The organism is Pseudorhodoferax sp. (genome assembly GCF_047601025.1).
Lineage (GTDB): Bacteria > Pseudomonadota > Gammaproteobacteria > Burkholderiales > Burkholderiaceae_C > Pseudorhodoferax.
Genome location: NZ_JASGJZ010000001.1, coordinates 993637 through 1008777 on the forward strand (window position 1 = coordinate 993637; position 15141 = coordinate 1008777).

The 15141-nt window shown below is 71.9% G+C and carries 10 protein-coding genes and 1 tRNA gene; 3 read left to right on the forward strand and 8 right to left on the reverse strand.

Translation table 11 applies throughout. The features are described from left to right. Positions 1-80: 80 nt before the first annotated feature. A complete protein-coding gene (locus QM782_RS04765) occupies positions 81-2927 on the forward strand; it encodes an Rne/Rng family ribonuclease (protein WP_415201776.1) in 2847 nt (948 codons plus the stop codon). Positions 2928-2990: 63 nt separating this feature from the next. Here the strand turns inward: QM782_RS04765 and QM782_RS04770 are convergent, their stop codons facing one another. The 4 genes from QM782_RS04770 to hemC all read right to left on the reverse strand — a co-directional run bounded on the left by QM782_RS04770 (position 2991) and on the right by hemC (position 7417). Continuing rightward, positions 2991-4274, reverse strand: coding sequence for a heme biosynthesis protein HemY (locus QM782_RS04770; RefSeq protein WP_415201777.1), 1284 nt, complete (start codon positions 4272-4274; stop codon positions 2991-2993). Between the two features lie 303 nt (positions 4275-4577). Then, positions 4578-5633: a uroporphyrinogen-III C-methyltransferase gene (locus tag QM782_RS04775; protein WP_415201778.1), complete on the reverse strand. Its 1056-nt coding sequence runs from the start codon at positions 5631-5633 to the stop codon at positions 4578-4580. Continuing rightward, positions 5630-6394: a uroporphyrinogen-III synthase gene (locus QM782_RS04780; protein WP_415201779.1), complete on the reverse strand. Its 765-nt coding sequence runs from the start codon at positions 6392-6394 to the stop codon at positions 5630-5632. The genes QM782_RS04775 and QM782_RS04780 overlap by 4 nt, the downstream gene beginning before the upstream one ends. Before the next feature lie 9 nt (positions 6395-6403). Further along, positions 6404-7417 carry a hydroxymethylbilane synthase gene (gene hemC, locus QM782_RS04785; RefSeq protein ID WP_415201780.1) on the reverse strand — a complete coding sequence of 338 codons (1014 nt, stop codon included), beginning with the start codon at positions 7415-7417 and terminating at the stop codon, positions 6404-6406. A 40-nt stretch (positions 7418-7457) separates the two neighbouring features. Here hemC and ppc point away from each other — a divergent pair, with 40 nt between their 5' ends. Next, a complete protein-coding gene (gene ppc, locus QM782_RS04790; RefSeq protein WP_415201781.1) occupies positions 7458-10391 on the forward strand; it encodes a phosphoenolpyruvate carboxylase in 2934 nt (977 codons plus the stop codon). A gap of 47 nt (positions 10392-10438) precedes the next feature. Here the strand turns inward: ppc and QM782_RS04795 are convergent, their stop codons facing one another. The 4 genes from QM782_RS04795 to hrcA all read right to left on the reverse strand — a co-directional run bounded on the left by QM782_RS04795 (position 10439) and on the right by hrcA (position 14185). Next, the gene (locus tag QM782_RS04795; RefSeq protein WP_415201782.1) at positions 10439-11887 is read right to left on the reverse strand and encodes a mannose-1-phosphate guanylyltransferase/mannose-6-phosphate isomerase; all 1449 of its coding nucleotides are present in this window, start codon (positions 11885-11887) and stop codon (positions 10439-10441) included. Between the two features lie 34 nt (positions 11888-11921). Beyond that, positions 11922-12932, reverse strand: coding sequence for a UDP-glucose 4-epimerase GalE (gene galE, locus QM782_RS04800; protein ID WP_415201783.1), 1011 nt, complete (start codon positions 12930-12932; stop codon positions 11922-11924). 135 nt (positions 12933-13067) lie between these two features. Then, a tRNA-Ile gene (locus QM782_RS04805) sits at positions 13068-13145 on the reverse strand. 38 nt (positions 13146-13183) lie between these two features. Then, positions 13184-14185, reverse strand: coding sequence for a heat-inducible transcriptional repressor HrcA (gene hrcA, locus QM782_RS04810; RefSeq protein ID WP_415201784.1), 1002 nt, complete (start codon positions 14183-14185; stop codon positions 13184-13186). Between the two features lie 30 nt (positions 14186-14215). Between hrcA and QM782_RS04815 the strand changes: the two genes are divergently transcribed. Beyond that, positions 14216-15109 carry an NAD kinase gene (locus QM782_RS04815; protein WP_415201785.1) on the forward strand — a complete coding sequence of 298 codons (894 nt, stop codon included), beginning with the start codon at positions 14216-14218 and terminating at the stop codon, positions 15107-15109. The last annotated feature ends 32 nt before the right edge of the window (positions 15110-15141 follow it).

Sequence of the window (15141 nt, forward strand, 5' to 3'; positions counted from 1 at the left end):
AGGCATCCGAAGAGTCGCACCACAGCGCGACGTTTTGACGACAGAGACCGGGCTCCGCGGAGCCCCATGAGGAACGCACCATGAAACGGATGCTGATCAACGCCACGCAGGCCGAAGAGCGCCGCCTGGCGATCGTGGACGGGCAGAAGCTGCTGGACTACGAGATCGAGATCGAAGGGCGCGAGCAGCGCAAGGGCAACATCTACAAGGCCGTGGTCACGCGGGTCGAGCCCTCGCTGGAAGCCTGCTTCGTGGACTACGGCGAGGACCGCCACGGGTTCCTGCCGTTCAAGGAAATCTCGCGGCAGTACTTCGCCGAGGGCGTCTCGGTCAGCCAGGCGCGCATCAACGACGTGATCCGCGAGGGCCAGGAACTGCTGATCCAGGTCGAGAAGGAAGAGCGCGGCAACAAGGGCGCGGCGCTGACCACGTTCATCTCGCTGGCTGGCCGCTACGTGGTGCTGATGCCCAACAACCCGCGCGGCGGCGGCGTCTCGCGCCGCATCGAGGGCGACGACCGGGCCGAGCTGAAGGAGGCGATGGACCAGCTCGACTACCCCAAGGGCATGAGCATCATCGCGCGCACCGCCGGCATCGGCCGCAGCGCCCCCGAGCTGCAGTGGGACCTGAACTACCTGCTCAAGCTGTGGAAGGCCATCGACGAGGCCGCCAGGAGCCTGCGCAAGCCCGAGCTGATCTACCAGGAATCCAACCTGGTCGTGCGCGCGCTGCGCGACTACTTCAACCACGACATCGGCGACATCCTGATCGACACCGACGACGTGTACGAGCAAGCGCACCAGTTCATGGCGCACGTGATGCCCGAACACGCGCCGCGCGTGAAGCGCTACCGCGACGACGCGCCGCTGTTCAGCCGCTTCCAGATCGAGCACCAGATCGAGTCGGCCTACGCCCGCACCGTGAGCCTGCCCTCCGGCGGCGCCATCGTGATCGACCACACCGAGGCGCTGGTCTCGATCGACGTGAACTCCGCGCGCGCGATCCGCGGCGGCGACATCGAGGAGACCGCCACGCGCACCAACCTGGAGGCGGCCGACGAGGTCGCGCGCCAGATGCGCCTGCGCGACCTGGGCGGCCTGATCGTGATCGACTTCATCGACATGGAGGAGTCCAAGAACCGCCGCGAGGTCGAGAACCGCCTGCGCGATGCGCTGCGCCAGGACCGTGCGCGCGTGCAGTTCGGCACCATCAGCAAGTTCGGCCTGATGGAGATGAGCCGCCAGCGGCTGCGCCCGGCGCTGTCCGAGGGGGCCTCCATCCCCTGCCCGCGCTGCGGCGGCTCCGGCCACATCCGCGACACCGAGAGCTCCGCGCTGCAGATCCTGCGCATCATCCAGGAGGAGTCGCAGAAAGACAACACGGCCTCGGTGCTGTGCCAGGTGCCGGTGGAAGTGGCCTCGTTCCTGCTGAACGAGAAGCGCACCGAGATCGCCAAGATCGAACTGAAGCAGCGCATCAACGTGCTGATGGTTCCGAACAAGACGCTGGAAACGCCGAACTACCGCATGGAGCGGCTCAAGCACGACGATCCCCGTCTGGACCAGATGCAGGCCAGCTACAAGCTCGCCGAGGAGGTCGAGGACCCGACGGCCGTCACCCGCCGCTCCAAGGAGCCGACCAACAAGCAGCAGCCGCTGATCAAGGGCGTACTGCCCGATGCGCCGGCGCCGCAGCCCGTGCCCAAGGCCGTGGAGGCGCCCGCGCCAGCCCCGGCCCCGGCTCCCGCGCCGGCCTACGTGCCGCCGGTGCCCGAGGAACGCGGCTTCATCGGCTTCATCAAGAGCCTGTTCGGCGCCCGCCCGGCCACGCCGCCGGCGGTTCCGGCCCCGGTGCCGGTGGCCGCGCCAGCCCCGGCGCCGGCCGCGCCTGCGCGGCCGGAAGGGCGCGGCGCGCGCGGCGAAGGCCAGGGCCGCGGCGGCCGTGGTGGCCGCGGCCGCAACGGGGAAGGCCGCGAGGCCCGTGAGAACCGCGAACCGCGGGCACCGCGCGCCGACGAGCCGCGCAACGGCGAGCAGGCCGACAGCCAGGGCCGCAGCGGTGGCCGCGGTGGCCGCGGCGGCGAACGCCAGGGCCAGGGCCCGCGCCAACGTCCCGATGGCGAGGTGCGTGCCGACGGCCAGGCCAGCCTGCCGCCGGCAGACATCGCCGACGCCGAGCAACTGCCGGCGGAACGCCAGCGCGCCCCGCGCAACGGCGAGCGCGGCGACGGCCGTGAACCGCGCGAGGGCCGCGAACGCGGTGGCCGCGGCGGCCGGCCCCGTGCCGAGCGCGAGCCGCGCGAGGAGCGCGTACCGGGCGAACTGACCGACGCAGCAGCGCCCGAGGAGGACGTGACGCCGCCGGCCCGGCCCGAACGCACCGAACGCCCGTCGTACTTCGCGGCGACGCCCGATGCCTCGGACGCTCCCGCCGTCCCTGACGCCCCCGCCACCCCGGCAGTCCAGGCACCACCGGTCGCCGACACCGCCGCGCCCGCCGAAGACAGGGCCGCGGCGGCCGCACCAGCCGACGAAGCCGAGGAGCCCCCGCGCCGCGAGAAGCGCTCGCGCGACCGCTACGGCCGCGAACGCCGCGAACGCACGCCGCGCCCGGCCGAAGCCATCGCGGACGAGGGCCAGCAGCCGGCCGCTGCAAGCGCCGCCGAAGCAGCCGCGCCGGGCGCACTGCCCAAGGTGCAGCCGTTCGCGCTGCCGGTGGCCGAACTGGAGCAGGTCGCGCTGAACTCGGGCCTGCAGTGGGTCGTCACCGACGCCGCCAAGAGCGCCGCCGTGCAGGCCGCCATCGCCGCCGAGCCCAAGCCCGTGCACGTGCCGCGCGAACGCCCGCCCGTGGTGCAGGTCTCGGACGAGCCGCTGATCCTGGTGGAGACCCGGCGCGACCTCGGCAACATGCAGCTGCCGTTCTGACCGCAGCCGGCACCCGGCGCGAGCCGCCCTTCGGGGCGGCTTTTTTTTGGAAAGAAACGGCGGCTACAGCAGGGCCGCTTCGCGCAGCGCCCGCTGCGCCTCGGCCTCGTCGCCGCGCTGGGCCGCCAGCACCGCGCACGCCCGCCAGGCGTTGCGCCGCAGTTCCACGTCCTGCAGGCGCGCCAGGGCCTGCACCGTCAGCTGCTGCGCCTTGCCCCAGAGCTGGTGCCGCAGGCAGGCGATGCCGGCCAGGTACTGCAGCTCGGCCGATTGCGGGTGCTGGCGCTGGGCCGCCTCGATGCGTTCGAGCCACTGCAGGTCGCTGGCGCCGGCTTCCTCGGCATCGAAGCCGGCTTCCAGCGCCTGGATCAGCTTGACCAGCGTCGCGTCGTGCTCCGGCAGGCGCGGCGCGCGCATCAACTCCTCCCACACCGGCAGCAGCCACTGGCGCGACAGCACCACGTCGCCCTGCAGTTCGGCCAGGCGCCGGCCGGCGTCGATCGCCACCTCGGGGATGGCGCGCTCGGCCGGCTCGAGCTGGGACCAGGCCCGCTGCAACTGCACCGGATCGTGGGCGTCCTGGAGCAGCTCCAGCGCCAGCCCCTTCAGGATCAGGTTCGCGGCCTCGGGCGAGAACGCCCGGTGCTTGGCCAGCAGGCGCGCCGTTTCCAGCGCCGGCACGGTCTGCCGCGCCAGCCGCGCAGCCTTCAGCCGGGTGCGCAGCGCCACCGTGCGCCGCGCCGCGCCTTGCGGCATGTCGTCCAGCCGCCGCAGTGCGGCCTGGGGATCGCGGTCGTCCAGCGCCCAGCGCGCGGCGCGCAACTGCACGCCCTCGCGGGTCTCCTGCGCATCGCGGTCGGCAAGGCTCTGCAGCACCTGCTGCAGGTGCGCGTCGCGGGTGGCCCGGTCCTGCAGCGCATGGGCGCTCTCGGCCGCGACGACGTGGGCCATGGCGCGCAGCTTGCCGGCATGCGGCAGGCGCAGGCCGGCGGCATCCAGCATGTCTTCCTGCTGCAGCGCGGCCTCGGCCGCCTTGCGCGCGCGCAGGAAGCGGCCGGCGAGCTGGTGCGTCACGCCGTCCAGCACGGCCGCATGCATCGCGCGCTCGCGCTGCTGCAGGCGCCAGCGCTGCGCCTGCCGCGGCATCGACAGCAGTGCCGACAGGCCGCGCAGCGCCAGATGCAGCAGCGCGAAGCCGACGACGAGCAGCACGATCACGAGGTTCAGCGACAGGTCCACCCGGTACGGCGGCACGAACAGCGTGACCATGCCGTCGTTGTTGCCGGCCAGCAGCGCCGCGCCGGCCGCCAGGCCGAACAGCGCGAGGAACCAGAGCAGTGCGCGCATCATGTCAGAAGCCGTGAACGGATCGATCGCGCCCGCGACGGGGTGGGCCGGGCCACAGGCGTAGGCACCGGTGCAGGCTGCCGCCCTGGCGAGTGCCAGGACAAGGACTGCAACGCCCGCACAGGGCCTGGCGTTCCCGGACCCGAAGAGCAAGGCCCCGCGCACGGCGTTGGCGATGGACGTGGACGCTCATCAGGCATCTCGCGCGGGTGCGACGGATTCGCTCACGGCTTCCAAGCGGTCCACGGCGCCGGCCCGCCCGCCGCGCTTCGGATGGCCACGGGGCGGAACGGTGGTTCGACGTCATCGGCCCGCCGCGGCCGTGGCCAGCGCCGAGAAGGTTTCGTCCACGCGCGGCAGCTCCACCGCCTTCAGCTGCGCCTGGACGTCGGACAGCGTGTGCGCGACCTGCTGGGTGCGCCGCGCGGCCGGGTCGAAATAGCGGTTCAGCGCCAAGGCGGCCGCGCCCGCGTCGGCCCGTGCCGAAACAAACTGGCGCGCCAGCAGGGCCACGCGCACGTTCAGCAGCCGCAGCTTGAGGTTCTCGCGCAGGAAGTAGCCCTGCTCGGGCGCCAGCAGCGCGGCGTCCGGCTGGTCGATGCGCGACACGCGCAGCAGGCGCATGGCTTCGCGGCGCATCTGCTGCCACAGGCGCAGCCACCATTCGGCCGCCGGCGGCTCCGTGTCGCCGGCCCGCACCCCGGCGCCGGCAGCCAGCATGGCATTGGCCAGCGGCAGCTCGTCGACCTGCCGCACCAGGTCGTCGAGCTTGCCGAGCAGGGCCTGCGTGTCGGTCATCTGGGTGGCGCCGATGTGTTCGATGTCGCGCGCGATCGCGCGGCGCACCGGCTCCAGGCTGGGCTGCGCCGCCCGCTCCAGGCGCTGGTCGGCGGCGCGCAGCGCGGCCAGCAGCGGCTCGGCGCTGAGCGTCAGCTGGGCTTGCTGCTGCGCCAGGCGCAGCGAGGATTCGAGGTCGATGACCAGCGTCTCGTCGCGCGAGCGCGACACGCTGGCCAGCAGTTCGTCGACCTGGCTGCGCTGCACCGCGGCTTCACCGAGCTTGACGTCGGCCACCGCCTGGCGCGCGGCGGTCTCGCGCGCGAGATCCTGGGCCTCGCGCGCGGCCGCGCGCGCCTCCAGGGCGCGGGCCTGGGTGTCGCTGCTCTGGCGGGCCAGGCTTTCCTGCATGCCCGCGACCTTCTGCCACAGCAGGCCGGTAGCGCCCAGCGCGATCACCACCAGCAGGGCGAGAAACAGCACCAATGCCCGCAGCACGGCGGTCGATGCCGGCCTTGCCCGGGGGCCCGGCCCCCTCGCGGCGCTGTCCGGCGGAGGCTCTGGGGACGGCTCGGCATTCATCGCGGCGATTCTATCGACGCCAAAACGGCCGCCAGCGTGGGCTGCGTGACGGCGACGCGGCCGAAGCCGGCGCCGCGGGCCGCCTCGGCGATGCGCGCGTGCGTGGCCAGCGCGGCGGCGCGCGCCCAGGACTGGCCGGGCAGCAGCCGCTGCAGATGGCGCACCGCATCGGAACTGCTGAACAGCCACAGTCCCCCATCGCCCGCCGCCGACGCGCCGGCCCGCGCCGCCGCGTCCCACGGCGGCAGGCGGCGCTGGTAGGCGACCAACTGGCGCAGCGCCACGCCGCGCGCCGCCAGCTGCTCGGCCAGCCAGGGCCGGCCGCCCAGGCGCCCCTCGGCATCGGCGCCGCGCACGATCAGCACCCGGGTGCCGGCCGGCATGGCATGCACGCCGACCCGCTGCCACAGCGCTTCGGAATCGAACTGGGCGGCCCCGTCATCCGGCGCGTCGATGCCGGCCTGCGGCACGCCGGCCGCCCGCAACGCTCGCACGGTGCCCGGCCCGGTGGCCCAGGCGCGCGTCGCCGCAGGCCAGGGCATGGCGCCGGGCCGGGCGGAGAACAGCGCATCGACCGCATTGGCGCTGACGAACATGGCGGCGCGGCAGGCCGGCAGTTCCTCCCAGGCCTGCCGCAGCGGCGCCGGGTCGACCGGCGCGATCTCGATCAGCGGCAGCGGTTCGGCCGGCACGCCATGGGCGCACAGCTGCGCGCACCAGGACAGGGCTTCGCGCAGCGGCCGGGTGACCAGCACGCGCATGCGCCGCCCTCAGCCGACCGCGTGCGCACCGCCGGCGCGCAGCGCCTGCGCCACCTGCCGGCCCAGGGCCTCGGCGTCGGACAGGCTCCCCACGGCGGCTTCGGCTTCGGCACGGACCAGCACGCCGCGGACGTCCGGGTCGCCCCAGGCGCCGCGCAGCCGCAGGCCCGCGGCCCCCCATTGCGCATGGGCGGCCAGCGGCATGGAGCAGCTGCCACCCAGCGCGCGGCTGACGGCGCGCTCGGCCGCCACGGCCAGCCAGGTCGGCGTGTGCGCCAGCGGCGCCAGCAGGGCCTGCAGGTCGGCGCGGTCGGCCCGCACCTCGATGCCGAGCGCACCCTGGCCGGCCGCCGGCAGCATGGCGTCGGGCTCGAAGGTCTCGCGGATGCGCTCCTGCAGCCCCAGCCGCTTGAGGCCGGCCGCCGCCAGCACGATGGCCGCGTACTGCCCGTCGTCGAGCTTGCGCAACCGCGTGTCCAGGTTGCCGCGCAGCGGCTGGATGTCCAGGTCCGGCCGCAGCGCCTGCAGCAGCACGCCGCGGCGCAGGCTGGAGGTGCCGACGACCGCCCCGTGCGGCAGGTCCGCGAAGCGCGCATGGCGCGGCGAGACGAAGGCATCGCGCGGGTCCTCGCGCTCCGGCACGCAGGCCAGCGCGAAGCCGTCCGGCAGCTCCATCGGCACGTCCTTGAGCGAATGCACGGCGAGGTCGGCGCGGCCCTCCTGCAAGGCGGCTTCGAGCTCCTTCACGAACAGGCCCTTGCCGCCGACCTTGCTGAGCGTGCGGTCCAGGATCTGGTCGCCGCGCGTGGTCATGCCGAGCAGGCTGGCCTGCACGCCGCGCCGGGCCAGCAGCGCCTGCACATGCTCGGCCTGCCACAAGGCCAGGCGGCTCTCGCGGGTGGCGATCACGACCGGGGGGAACGAAGAGGAAGCGTGCACGCTGGTAACCAACCGGGAACGGGCCGGCAGCGGCCGCGGGGGCCGGATGCTAGCATGGGGCGTTCTCCCACCAAGGCGTGGCATCGTTCTTGCACAACGCCTTGCAGCCCCCTCCCCCTCCGCCATGAAGACACACGAACCGGCGCCCGCCTCTCCCGCCGCGGCAGCGGCTTCCTCTCCCGCACCGGCGCCGCGCAGTCGGACCGCCGCGCGCGACAACGAGCGTCCGCTGGTCGAGGATATCCGGCTGCTCGGCAGGCTGCTCGGCGACGTGATCCGCGAGCAGGACGGCGCTGCCGCGTTCGACCTGATCGAGCAGGTGCGCAAGCTGTCGGTCGCGTTCCGCCGCGACGCCGACGAAGAAGCCGACAAGGCGCTCAAGAAGCTGCTCAAGAGCCTGACCGGCGACCAGACGGTCAGCGTGATCCGCGCCTTCACCTACTTCAGCCATCTCGCCAACCTGGCCGAGGACCGGCACCACATCCGCCGCCGCGCCGTGCACGAGCGCGCCGGCAACACGCAGGAAGGCAGCATCGACGTGGCGCTGTCGCGCCTGCGCTGGGCCGGCATCGCGCCCAAGGCGATCGCGATGACGCTGGCGACCAGCTACGTCTCGCCGGTGCTGACCGCGCACCCGACCGAGGTGCAGCGCAAGAGCATCCTGGATGCCGAGCGCGACATCGCCCAGTTGCTGGCCGCGCGCGACGAGATCAAGCTGCGCGCCCAGCTGGCCAGCGGCGGGCGCGATGCGCTGACGCCGCGCGAACTGGCCGCCAACGAGGCCCAGCTGCGCGCACGCGTGATGCAGCTGTGGCAGACGCGGCTCCTGCGCTACACCAAGCTCACGGTGGCCGACGAGATCGAGAACTCGCTCTCCTATTACGAGTCGACCTTCCTGCGCGAGATCCCCAAGCTGTACGCGCAGCTCGAACGCGAACTCGGCAACCAGAGCGTGGCCAGCTTCCTGCGCATGGGCCAGTGGATCGGCGGCGACCGCGACGGCAACCCCAACGTCACCGCCGAGACCATGGAATACGCGCTGCGCCACCAGGCCGAGATCGCGCTGCGCTTCTACCTGACCCAGGTGCACCGCCTCGGCGCGGAGCTGTCGCTGTCGGCCCGGCTGGTCAGCATCCCGCCCGAGATGCTGGCGCTGGCCGAACGCTCGCCCGACCCCAGCGAGCACCGGCGGGACGAGCCCTACCGGCGCGCACTGACCGGCATGTACGCGCGCCTGGCCGCCACGCTGAAGAGGCTGACCGGCGGCGACGCCGCGCGCCATGCCGTGGCGCCGCAGAACCCGTACCTGACGTCCGAGGAATTCCTGGCCGACCTGCGCACGATCGAGGCGTCGCTGAAGTCGCACCACGGCGCGGCCTTCACGGCGCAGCGGCTGCACCCGCTGATCCGCGCGGCGGACGTGTTCGGCTTCCACCTGGCCACGCTGGACCTGCGCCAAAGCTCCGACAAGCACGAGGAGGTGGTCGCCGAACTGCTGGCCACGGCCCGCGTCGAACCCGACTACGCGGCGCTGGACGAGGCCGCCAAGCGGGCGCTGCTGCTGCGCCTGCTGAACGACGCGCGGCCGCTGCGCGTGCTGGGCGCGCAGTACTCGGACCACGTGCGCAGCGAGATCGCGATCTTCGAGAGCGCGCGCAGCGTGCTGGAGCGCTACGGCCGCAACGCCATCCGCCACTACATCATCAGCCACACCGAAACCGTCAGCGACCTGCTGGAGGTGCTGCTGCTGCAGAAGGAAGTGGGCCTGATGCGCGGCATGCTGGACGAGCCCAAGGGCCGCGGCGCGCGCGCCGAGGGCGCCGTCTGCGACCTGATCGTGGTGCCGCTGTTCGAGACCATCGAGGACCTGCGCAATGCCGCGCCCATCATGCGCGACTTCTACGCGCTGCCGGGCATCGCGCAGATGATGCAGCGCTCCGGCGGCGAGCAGGACATCATGCTCGGCTACTCCGACAGCAACAAGGACGGCGGCATCTTCACCAGCAACTGGGAGCTGTACCGCGCCGAGCTGGCGCTGGTCGAGCTGTTCGACGAGCTGGCCGCCAGCCACGACATCACCCTGCGCATGTTCCACGGCCGCGGCGGCACCGTGGGCCGCGGCGGCGGCCCGAGCTACCAGGCCATCCTGGCCCAGCCGCCCGGCACCGTGCGCGGGCAGATCCGGCTGACCGAACAGGGCGAGGTGATCGGCTCCAAGTACGCCAACCCGGAAATCGGCCGGCGCAACCTGGAAACGCTGGTCGCCGCCACGCTGGAGGCCACGCTGCTGCAGCCGACCAAGGCCGCCACGCCGGCCTTCCTGGACGCCGCCGCCGCGCTGTCCGACGCCAGCATGCGCGCCTACCGCCAACTGGTCTACGAGACGCCGGGCTTCACCGACTACTTCTTCGAGTCCACGCCGATCCGCGAGATCGCCGAGCTGAACATCGGCTCGCGCCCGGCCTCGCGCAAGGCCACCCAGAAGATCGAGGACCTGCGTGCGATCCCCTGGGGCTTCAGCTGGGGCCAGTGCCGGCTGACGCTGCCGGGCTGGTACGGCTTCGGCTCGGCCGTGGAGGCCTTCCTGGCCGGCACCGGGCAGCAGGACGATGCCAGCAGCGGCAGCCGCAGGAAGGCATCCGGCGCCAAGGAACGGCTCGCGCTGCTGCAGAAGATGTACCGCCAGTGGCCGTTCTTCCGCACGCTGCTGTCCAACATGGACATGGTGCTGGCCAAGAGCGACCTGGCGCTGGCCTCGCGCTACGCCGAGCTGGTGGGCGACGCCAGGCTGCGCCGGAAGGTGTTCGGCATGATCGAGGCCGAGTGGCTGCGCACGGCGCAGGCGCTGGCGCAGATCACCGGCGAGAAGCAGCGGCTGTCCGGCAACCCGGCGCTGCAGCGCTCGATCCGCCACCGCTTCCCGTACATCGACCCGCTGCACCACCTGCAGGTCGAGCTGGTGCGCCGCTACCGCGAAGGCAAGGCGGACGAGCGCGTGCGCACCGGCATCCACATCTGCATCAACGGCATCTCGGCCGGGCTGCGCAACACCGGCTGACGGGCGCCGGCGGCGGCATGCGCTCGCCTGCCGCCGGTCTCAGCGCATCACTGCGAGCGGCCGTAGACGTCCTCGAAGCGCACGATGTCGTCCTCGCCCAGGTAGCTGCCGGACTGCACCTCGATCATCTCCAGCGGCAGACGCCCCGGGTTTTCCAGCCGGTGCGTGGCGCCGAGCGGGATGTAGGTGGACTCGTTCTCGGACACCAGGTAGGTCTCCTTGTCGCGCGTGACCTTGGCCGTGCCCGACACCACGATCCAGTGCTCGGCCCGGTGGTGGTGCATCTGCAGCGACAGCTGGCCGCCGGGCTTGACCACGATGCGCTTGACCTGGAAGCGCGCGCCGTTGTCCACGCTGTCGTACCAGCCCCAGGGGCGGAACACCTTGCGATGCAGCTGCCCTTCGCTGCGGCCATCGCGCTTGAGGGCCTCGACGATCTTCTTGACGTCCTGCGTCCTGTCCTTGCGCGCGACCAGCACGGCGTCGGCCGTCTCGACGACCACCAGGTCGTCCACGCCCACGCAGGCGACCAGGCGGCCCTCGGACAGCGCCAGCGTGTTGTGGCTGTCGTGCAGCAGCACGTCGCCCTGGACCACGTTGCCGTCGCCGTCCTTGGGCAGCACCTGCCACAGCGCGTCCCAGGCGCCCACGTCGGACCAACCGGCCGACAGCGGCAGCACCACGCCGGCCGGCAGTCCTTCGGCGCCCGCGGTCAGGCGCTCCATGACCGCGTAGTCGATCGAGTCGCTGGGGCAGGCGGCGAAGGCGACCTTGTCCACGCGCAGGAACTCGCCGTCGGCTGAACCCTTGCTCCAGGCGCTGTCGCAGGCCGCCAGGATGTCGGGCCGGCAGGCGCCGATGGCCGCCAGCCAGTTGGACGCCTTGAGCATGAACAGGCCGCTGTTCCAGGCGTAGCCGCCGGCGTCCAGGTAGCCCTGGGCCGTGGCGCGGTCGGGCTTCTCGACGAAGCGCGCGATCAGGCGCGCACCGCCCGCGCCATCCGCGTAGGGAGCGCCGGACTGGATGTAGCCGTAGCCGGTCTCGGGCGTGTCCGGCGTGATGCCGAACGTGACCACGGCGCCGGCATCGGCCAGGCACGCACCCTCGGCCACGGCAGCCTGGAACGCCTGCACGTCCACGATCACGTGGTCGGCCGGCATCACCAGCAGCACCGGGTCGGCACCGTCGCGCCGTGCGACCAGCGCCGCCAGCGTCAGCGCTGGCGCCGTGTTGCGGCCGGCGGGCTCCAGCACGATGGTGCCGGGCTTGCCCATCAGCCGCAGCTGCTCGGCGATCACGAAGCGGTATTCCTCGTTCGACACCACCATCGGCGGCGCCAGTTCGGCTCCCTGCAGGCCCTCGACCCGCCGCACCGTGGCCTGCAGCAGGGAATCGTCGCCGATCAGCGGCAGCAGTTGCTTGGGATATTTCTCGCGCGACAGCGGCCACAGACGGGTGCCGGAGCCTCCGGACAGGACGACGGGTTGGATCAGCATCGGACGTTCGTTTCTCGACAGGCGGTTCAGGAAATCAGCGCGCGTAGCCGTTCGGGTTCTGGCTCTGCCAGCGCCAGGCATCCTGGCACATGGCGACCAGGCCGCGCTCGGCGCGCCAGCCCAGTTGCTCGGCCGCGGCAGCCGGGTCCGCATAGCAGGAAGCCACGTCGCCAGCACGGCGCGGCGCGATCTTGTAGGGCACGGGCCGGCCGCTGGCCTGCTCGAAGGCGCGCACCATGTCGAGCACGCTGTAGCCGGTGCCGGTGCCCAGGTTCACGGTCACGCCGCCGGCGCGCGACTGCAGCCGCTCCAGCGCCCGCAGGTGGCCGATGGCCAGGTCCACGACGTGGATGTAGTCGCGCACGCCGGTGCCGTCGGGCGTCGGATAGTCGTCGCCCCAGACCTGCAGCTGCTCGCGCCGGCCGATCGCGACCTGGGCCACGTAGGGCATCAGGTTGTTCGGCACGCCGCGCGGATCCTCGCCGATCAGCCCGCTGGCGTGCGCGCCGACCGGGTTGAAGTAGCGCAGGATCGCGATGCGCCAGCTCGGGTCGCTGCGCTCCAGGTCGCGCAGCATGTCCTCGATCATCAGCTTGCTGCGGCCATAGGGATTGGTGGCCGACAGCGGATGGTCCTCGGTCAGCGGCAGGCGCTGCGGATCGCCGTAGACCGTCGCCGACGAGCTGAACACCAGCTGGCGCACGTCGCAGGCGCGCATCGCCTCCAGCAGCCGGAGCGTGCCGACGACGTTGTTGTCGTAGTAGTCCAGCGGCTTCTCGACCGACTCGCCGACGGCCTTCAGGCCGGCGAAATGGATCACGGCGCCGGCGCCGCTGTCCCGGATCGCCTGCTCCAGCGCCGCGCGGTCGCGGATGTCGCCACGCACCAGCGCCGGTGCCTTGCCGGTGATGCGCTCGATGCGCGCCAGGGACTCGGGGTTGCTGTTGCTGAAGTTGTCGAATACCGTGACGGCCTGGCCCGCCTGGAGCAGTTCGACACAGACATGGGAGCCGATGTAGCCGGCGCCTCCGGTGACAAGAATCATATGGGTGGAGCCCGAAACAGGACCGGCGCGTGCCGGCAATGGAGATCTGGCCGCTTGCGCGACAGGTTCGCAAAAAGAATAGCACGTGCCGTGCCACCAATCGTGTCGACCACGACACACAACCGGCATGGAATTTGGTAGGACCCCCGAGAGTCGAACTCGGCACCAACGGATTATGAGTCCGCTGCTCTAACCAGCATGAGCTAGGGTCCCAGGCGGCCAGCGCGGGCGCCCGGGATTGTAGGAGAGGCTCAGCGCGGCCGGCTCAGCGCATTGCTGACCAGCTTGGACGTGATGTCCACGATCTGGATCATGCGGTCGTAGGGCATGCGCGTGGGCCCGATCACGCCCAGCGTGCCGACCACCTGGCCGTCGACCTCGTACGGCGCGCTGACCACCGACAGCTCTTCGATCGGCACGACGCTGCTCTCGCCGCCGATGAAGATGCGCACGCCCTCGGCACGGCTGGAGACATCCAGCAGCCGCAGCAGCTGGGTCTTCTGCTCGAAGAGGTCGAACGCGCGGCGCAGGTTGCGCATGTCGCTGGAGAAATCGCTGACGGCCAGCAGGTTGCGCTCGCCCGAGATCACGACCTCGCCCGCCGGCTGGCCCGCCTGGGCATCGATGCTGACGGCCGCCTGCATCAGCGTGGCGATCTCGGCCCGCAGGCGCTCGACCTCGCCGGCCAGCCGGTCGCGCACCTGCTCGAACGCCAAGCCGGCGTAGTGGGCGTTCAGGTAGTTGGCCGCCTCGACCAGCTGCGACTGGGTGTAGTCCACCTCGGTGAACAGCACGCGGTTCTGCACGTCGCCATCGGGCGAGACGATGATGACCAGCACGCGCCGCTCCGACAGCCGCAGGAACTCGATGTGGTGCAGCACCGAGGCGCGCCGCGGCGCCAGCACCACGCCGACGAACTGCGACAGGTTGGACAGCAGCTGCGCCGCATTGGCGATGACCTTCTGCGGCTGCTCGGCGACCAGTTCGGGGGGCTGCAGCCCGTCGCGCTGGACGGTCAGCATGGTGTCCACGAACAACCGGTAGCCGCGCGCCGTGGGCACCCGCCCGGCCGAGGTGTGCGGGCTGGCGATCAGGCCCATGTCCTCCAGATCGGACATCACGTTGCGGATGGTGGCCGGCGACAGGTCCAGCCCGGAGGCCTTGGACAGGGTGCGCGAACCGACGGGCTGGCCGTCGGCGATGTAGCGCTCGACCAGCGCTTTCATCAGCAACTTGGCGCGATCATCCAGCATCGGCCCATTCTAGTGAGGTAAATTTGTCGGATGAACCCCACATTCCGCCGCGTCGCGCTGTTCGGCAAGTACCAGCCTTCGGCCTTCGGCGGATCGACGCCGACGCCGCCCGGCGCGTTGCGCGAGATCGCGCAGTTCCTGATCCGCCAGGGCTGCGAGGTGGTGCTGGACCGCCAGGTCCAGGCCAGCACCGGGCTGACCGAGTTCGAGGCGCTGGACGTCCAGGCGATCGGCGAGCAATGCGACCTGGCGCTGGTCGTCGGCGGCGACGGCACGATGCTGGGCATCGGCCGGCAGCTCGCCCCCTACGGCGTGCCGCTGATCGGCATCAACCAGGGCCGGCTGGGCTTCATCACCGACATCCCGATCGACGGCTACCAGGCCGCGCTGGCGCCGATGCTGGCCGGCGCCTACGAGGAGGACCACCGCAGCCTGATGCACGCGCGCGTACTGCGCGACGGCGCATGCGTGTTCGACGCGCGGGCCATGAACGACGTGGTCGTCAACCGCGGCGCGACCTCGGGCATGGTGGAACTGCGCATCGAGATCGACGGGCACTTCGTCTCCAACCAGCGCTGCGACGGCCTGATCATCGCCACGCCGACCGGCTCCACGGCCTACGCGCTGTCGGCCGGCGGGCCGCTGATGCATCCGTCGATCCCCGGCTGGGTGCTGGTGCCGATCGCGCCGCACACGCTGTCCAACCGGCCGCTGGTGCTGGCCGATCCGGCCGAGGTGGCGATCGAGCTGGTGTCCGAGCGCGACGCCAGCGCGAACTTCGACATGCAATCGCTGGCCGCGCTGCAGCAGGGCGATCGCATCACGGTCCGGCGTTCGCAGCACTGCGTGCGCTTCCTGCATCCCAAGGGCTGGCACTACTTCGACACGCTGCGGGTCAAGCTGCACTGGAACGGGGGCGCCTGAAATGAACCACCCCCAGTCTCCGCGCCGCATGC

Coding starts and splice junctions, on each gene's coding strand:
- QM782_RS04815 (WP_415201785.1), top strand. CDS start 14,216: ATGAACCCCACATTCCGCCGCGTCGCGCTGTTCGGCAAGTACCAGCCT.
- hrcA (WP_415201784.1), bottom strand. CDS start 14,185: ATGCTGGATGATCGCGCCAAGTTGCTGATGAAAGCGCTGGTCGAGCGC.
- hemC (WP_415201780.1), bottom strand. CDS start 7,417: ATGCCACGCCTTGGTGGGAGAACGCCCCATGCTAGCATCCGGCCCCCG.
- QM782_RS04780 (WP_415201779.1), bottom strand. CDS start 6,394: ATGCGCGTGCTGGTCACCCGGCCGCTGCGCGAAGCCCTGTCCTGGTGC.
- QM782_RS04765 (WP_415201776.1), top strand. CDS start 81: ATGAAACGGATGCTGATCAACGCCACGCAGGCCGAAGAGCGCCGCCTG.
- QM782_RS04770 (WP_415201777.1), bottom strand. CDS start 4,274: ATGCGCGCACTGCTCTGGTTCCTCGCGCTGTTCGGCCTGGCGGCCGGC.
- ppc (WP_415201781.1), top strand. CDS start 7,458: ATGAAGACACACGAACCGGCGCCCGCCTCTCCCGCCGCGGCAGCGGCT.
- QM782_RS04775 (WP_415201778.1), bottom strand. CDS start 5,633: ATGAATGCCGAGCCGTCCCCAGAGCCTCCGCCGGACAGCGCCGCGAGG.
- galE (WP_415201783.1), bottom strand. CDS start 12,932: ATGATTCTTGTCACCGGAGGCGCCGGCTACATCGGCTCCCATGTCTGT.
- QM782_RS04795 (WP_415201782.1), bottom strand. CDS start 11,887: ATGCTGATCCAACCCGTCGTCCTGTCCGGAGGCTCCGGCACCCGTCTG.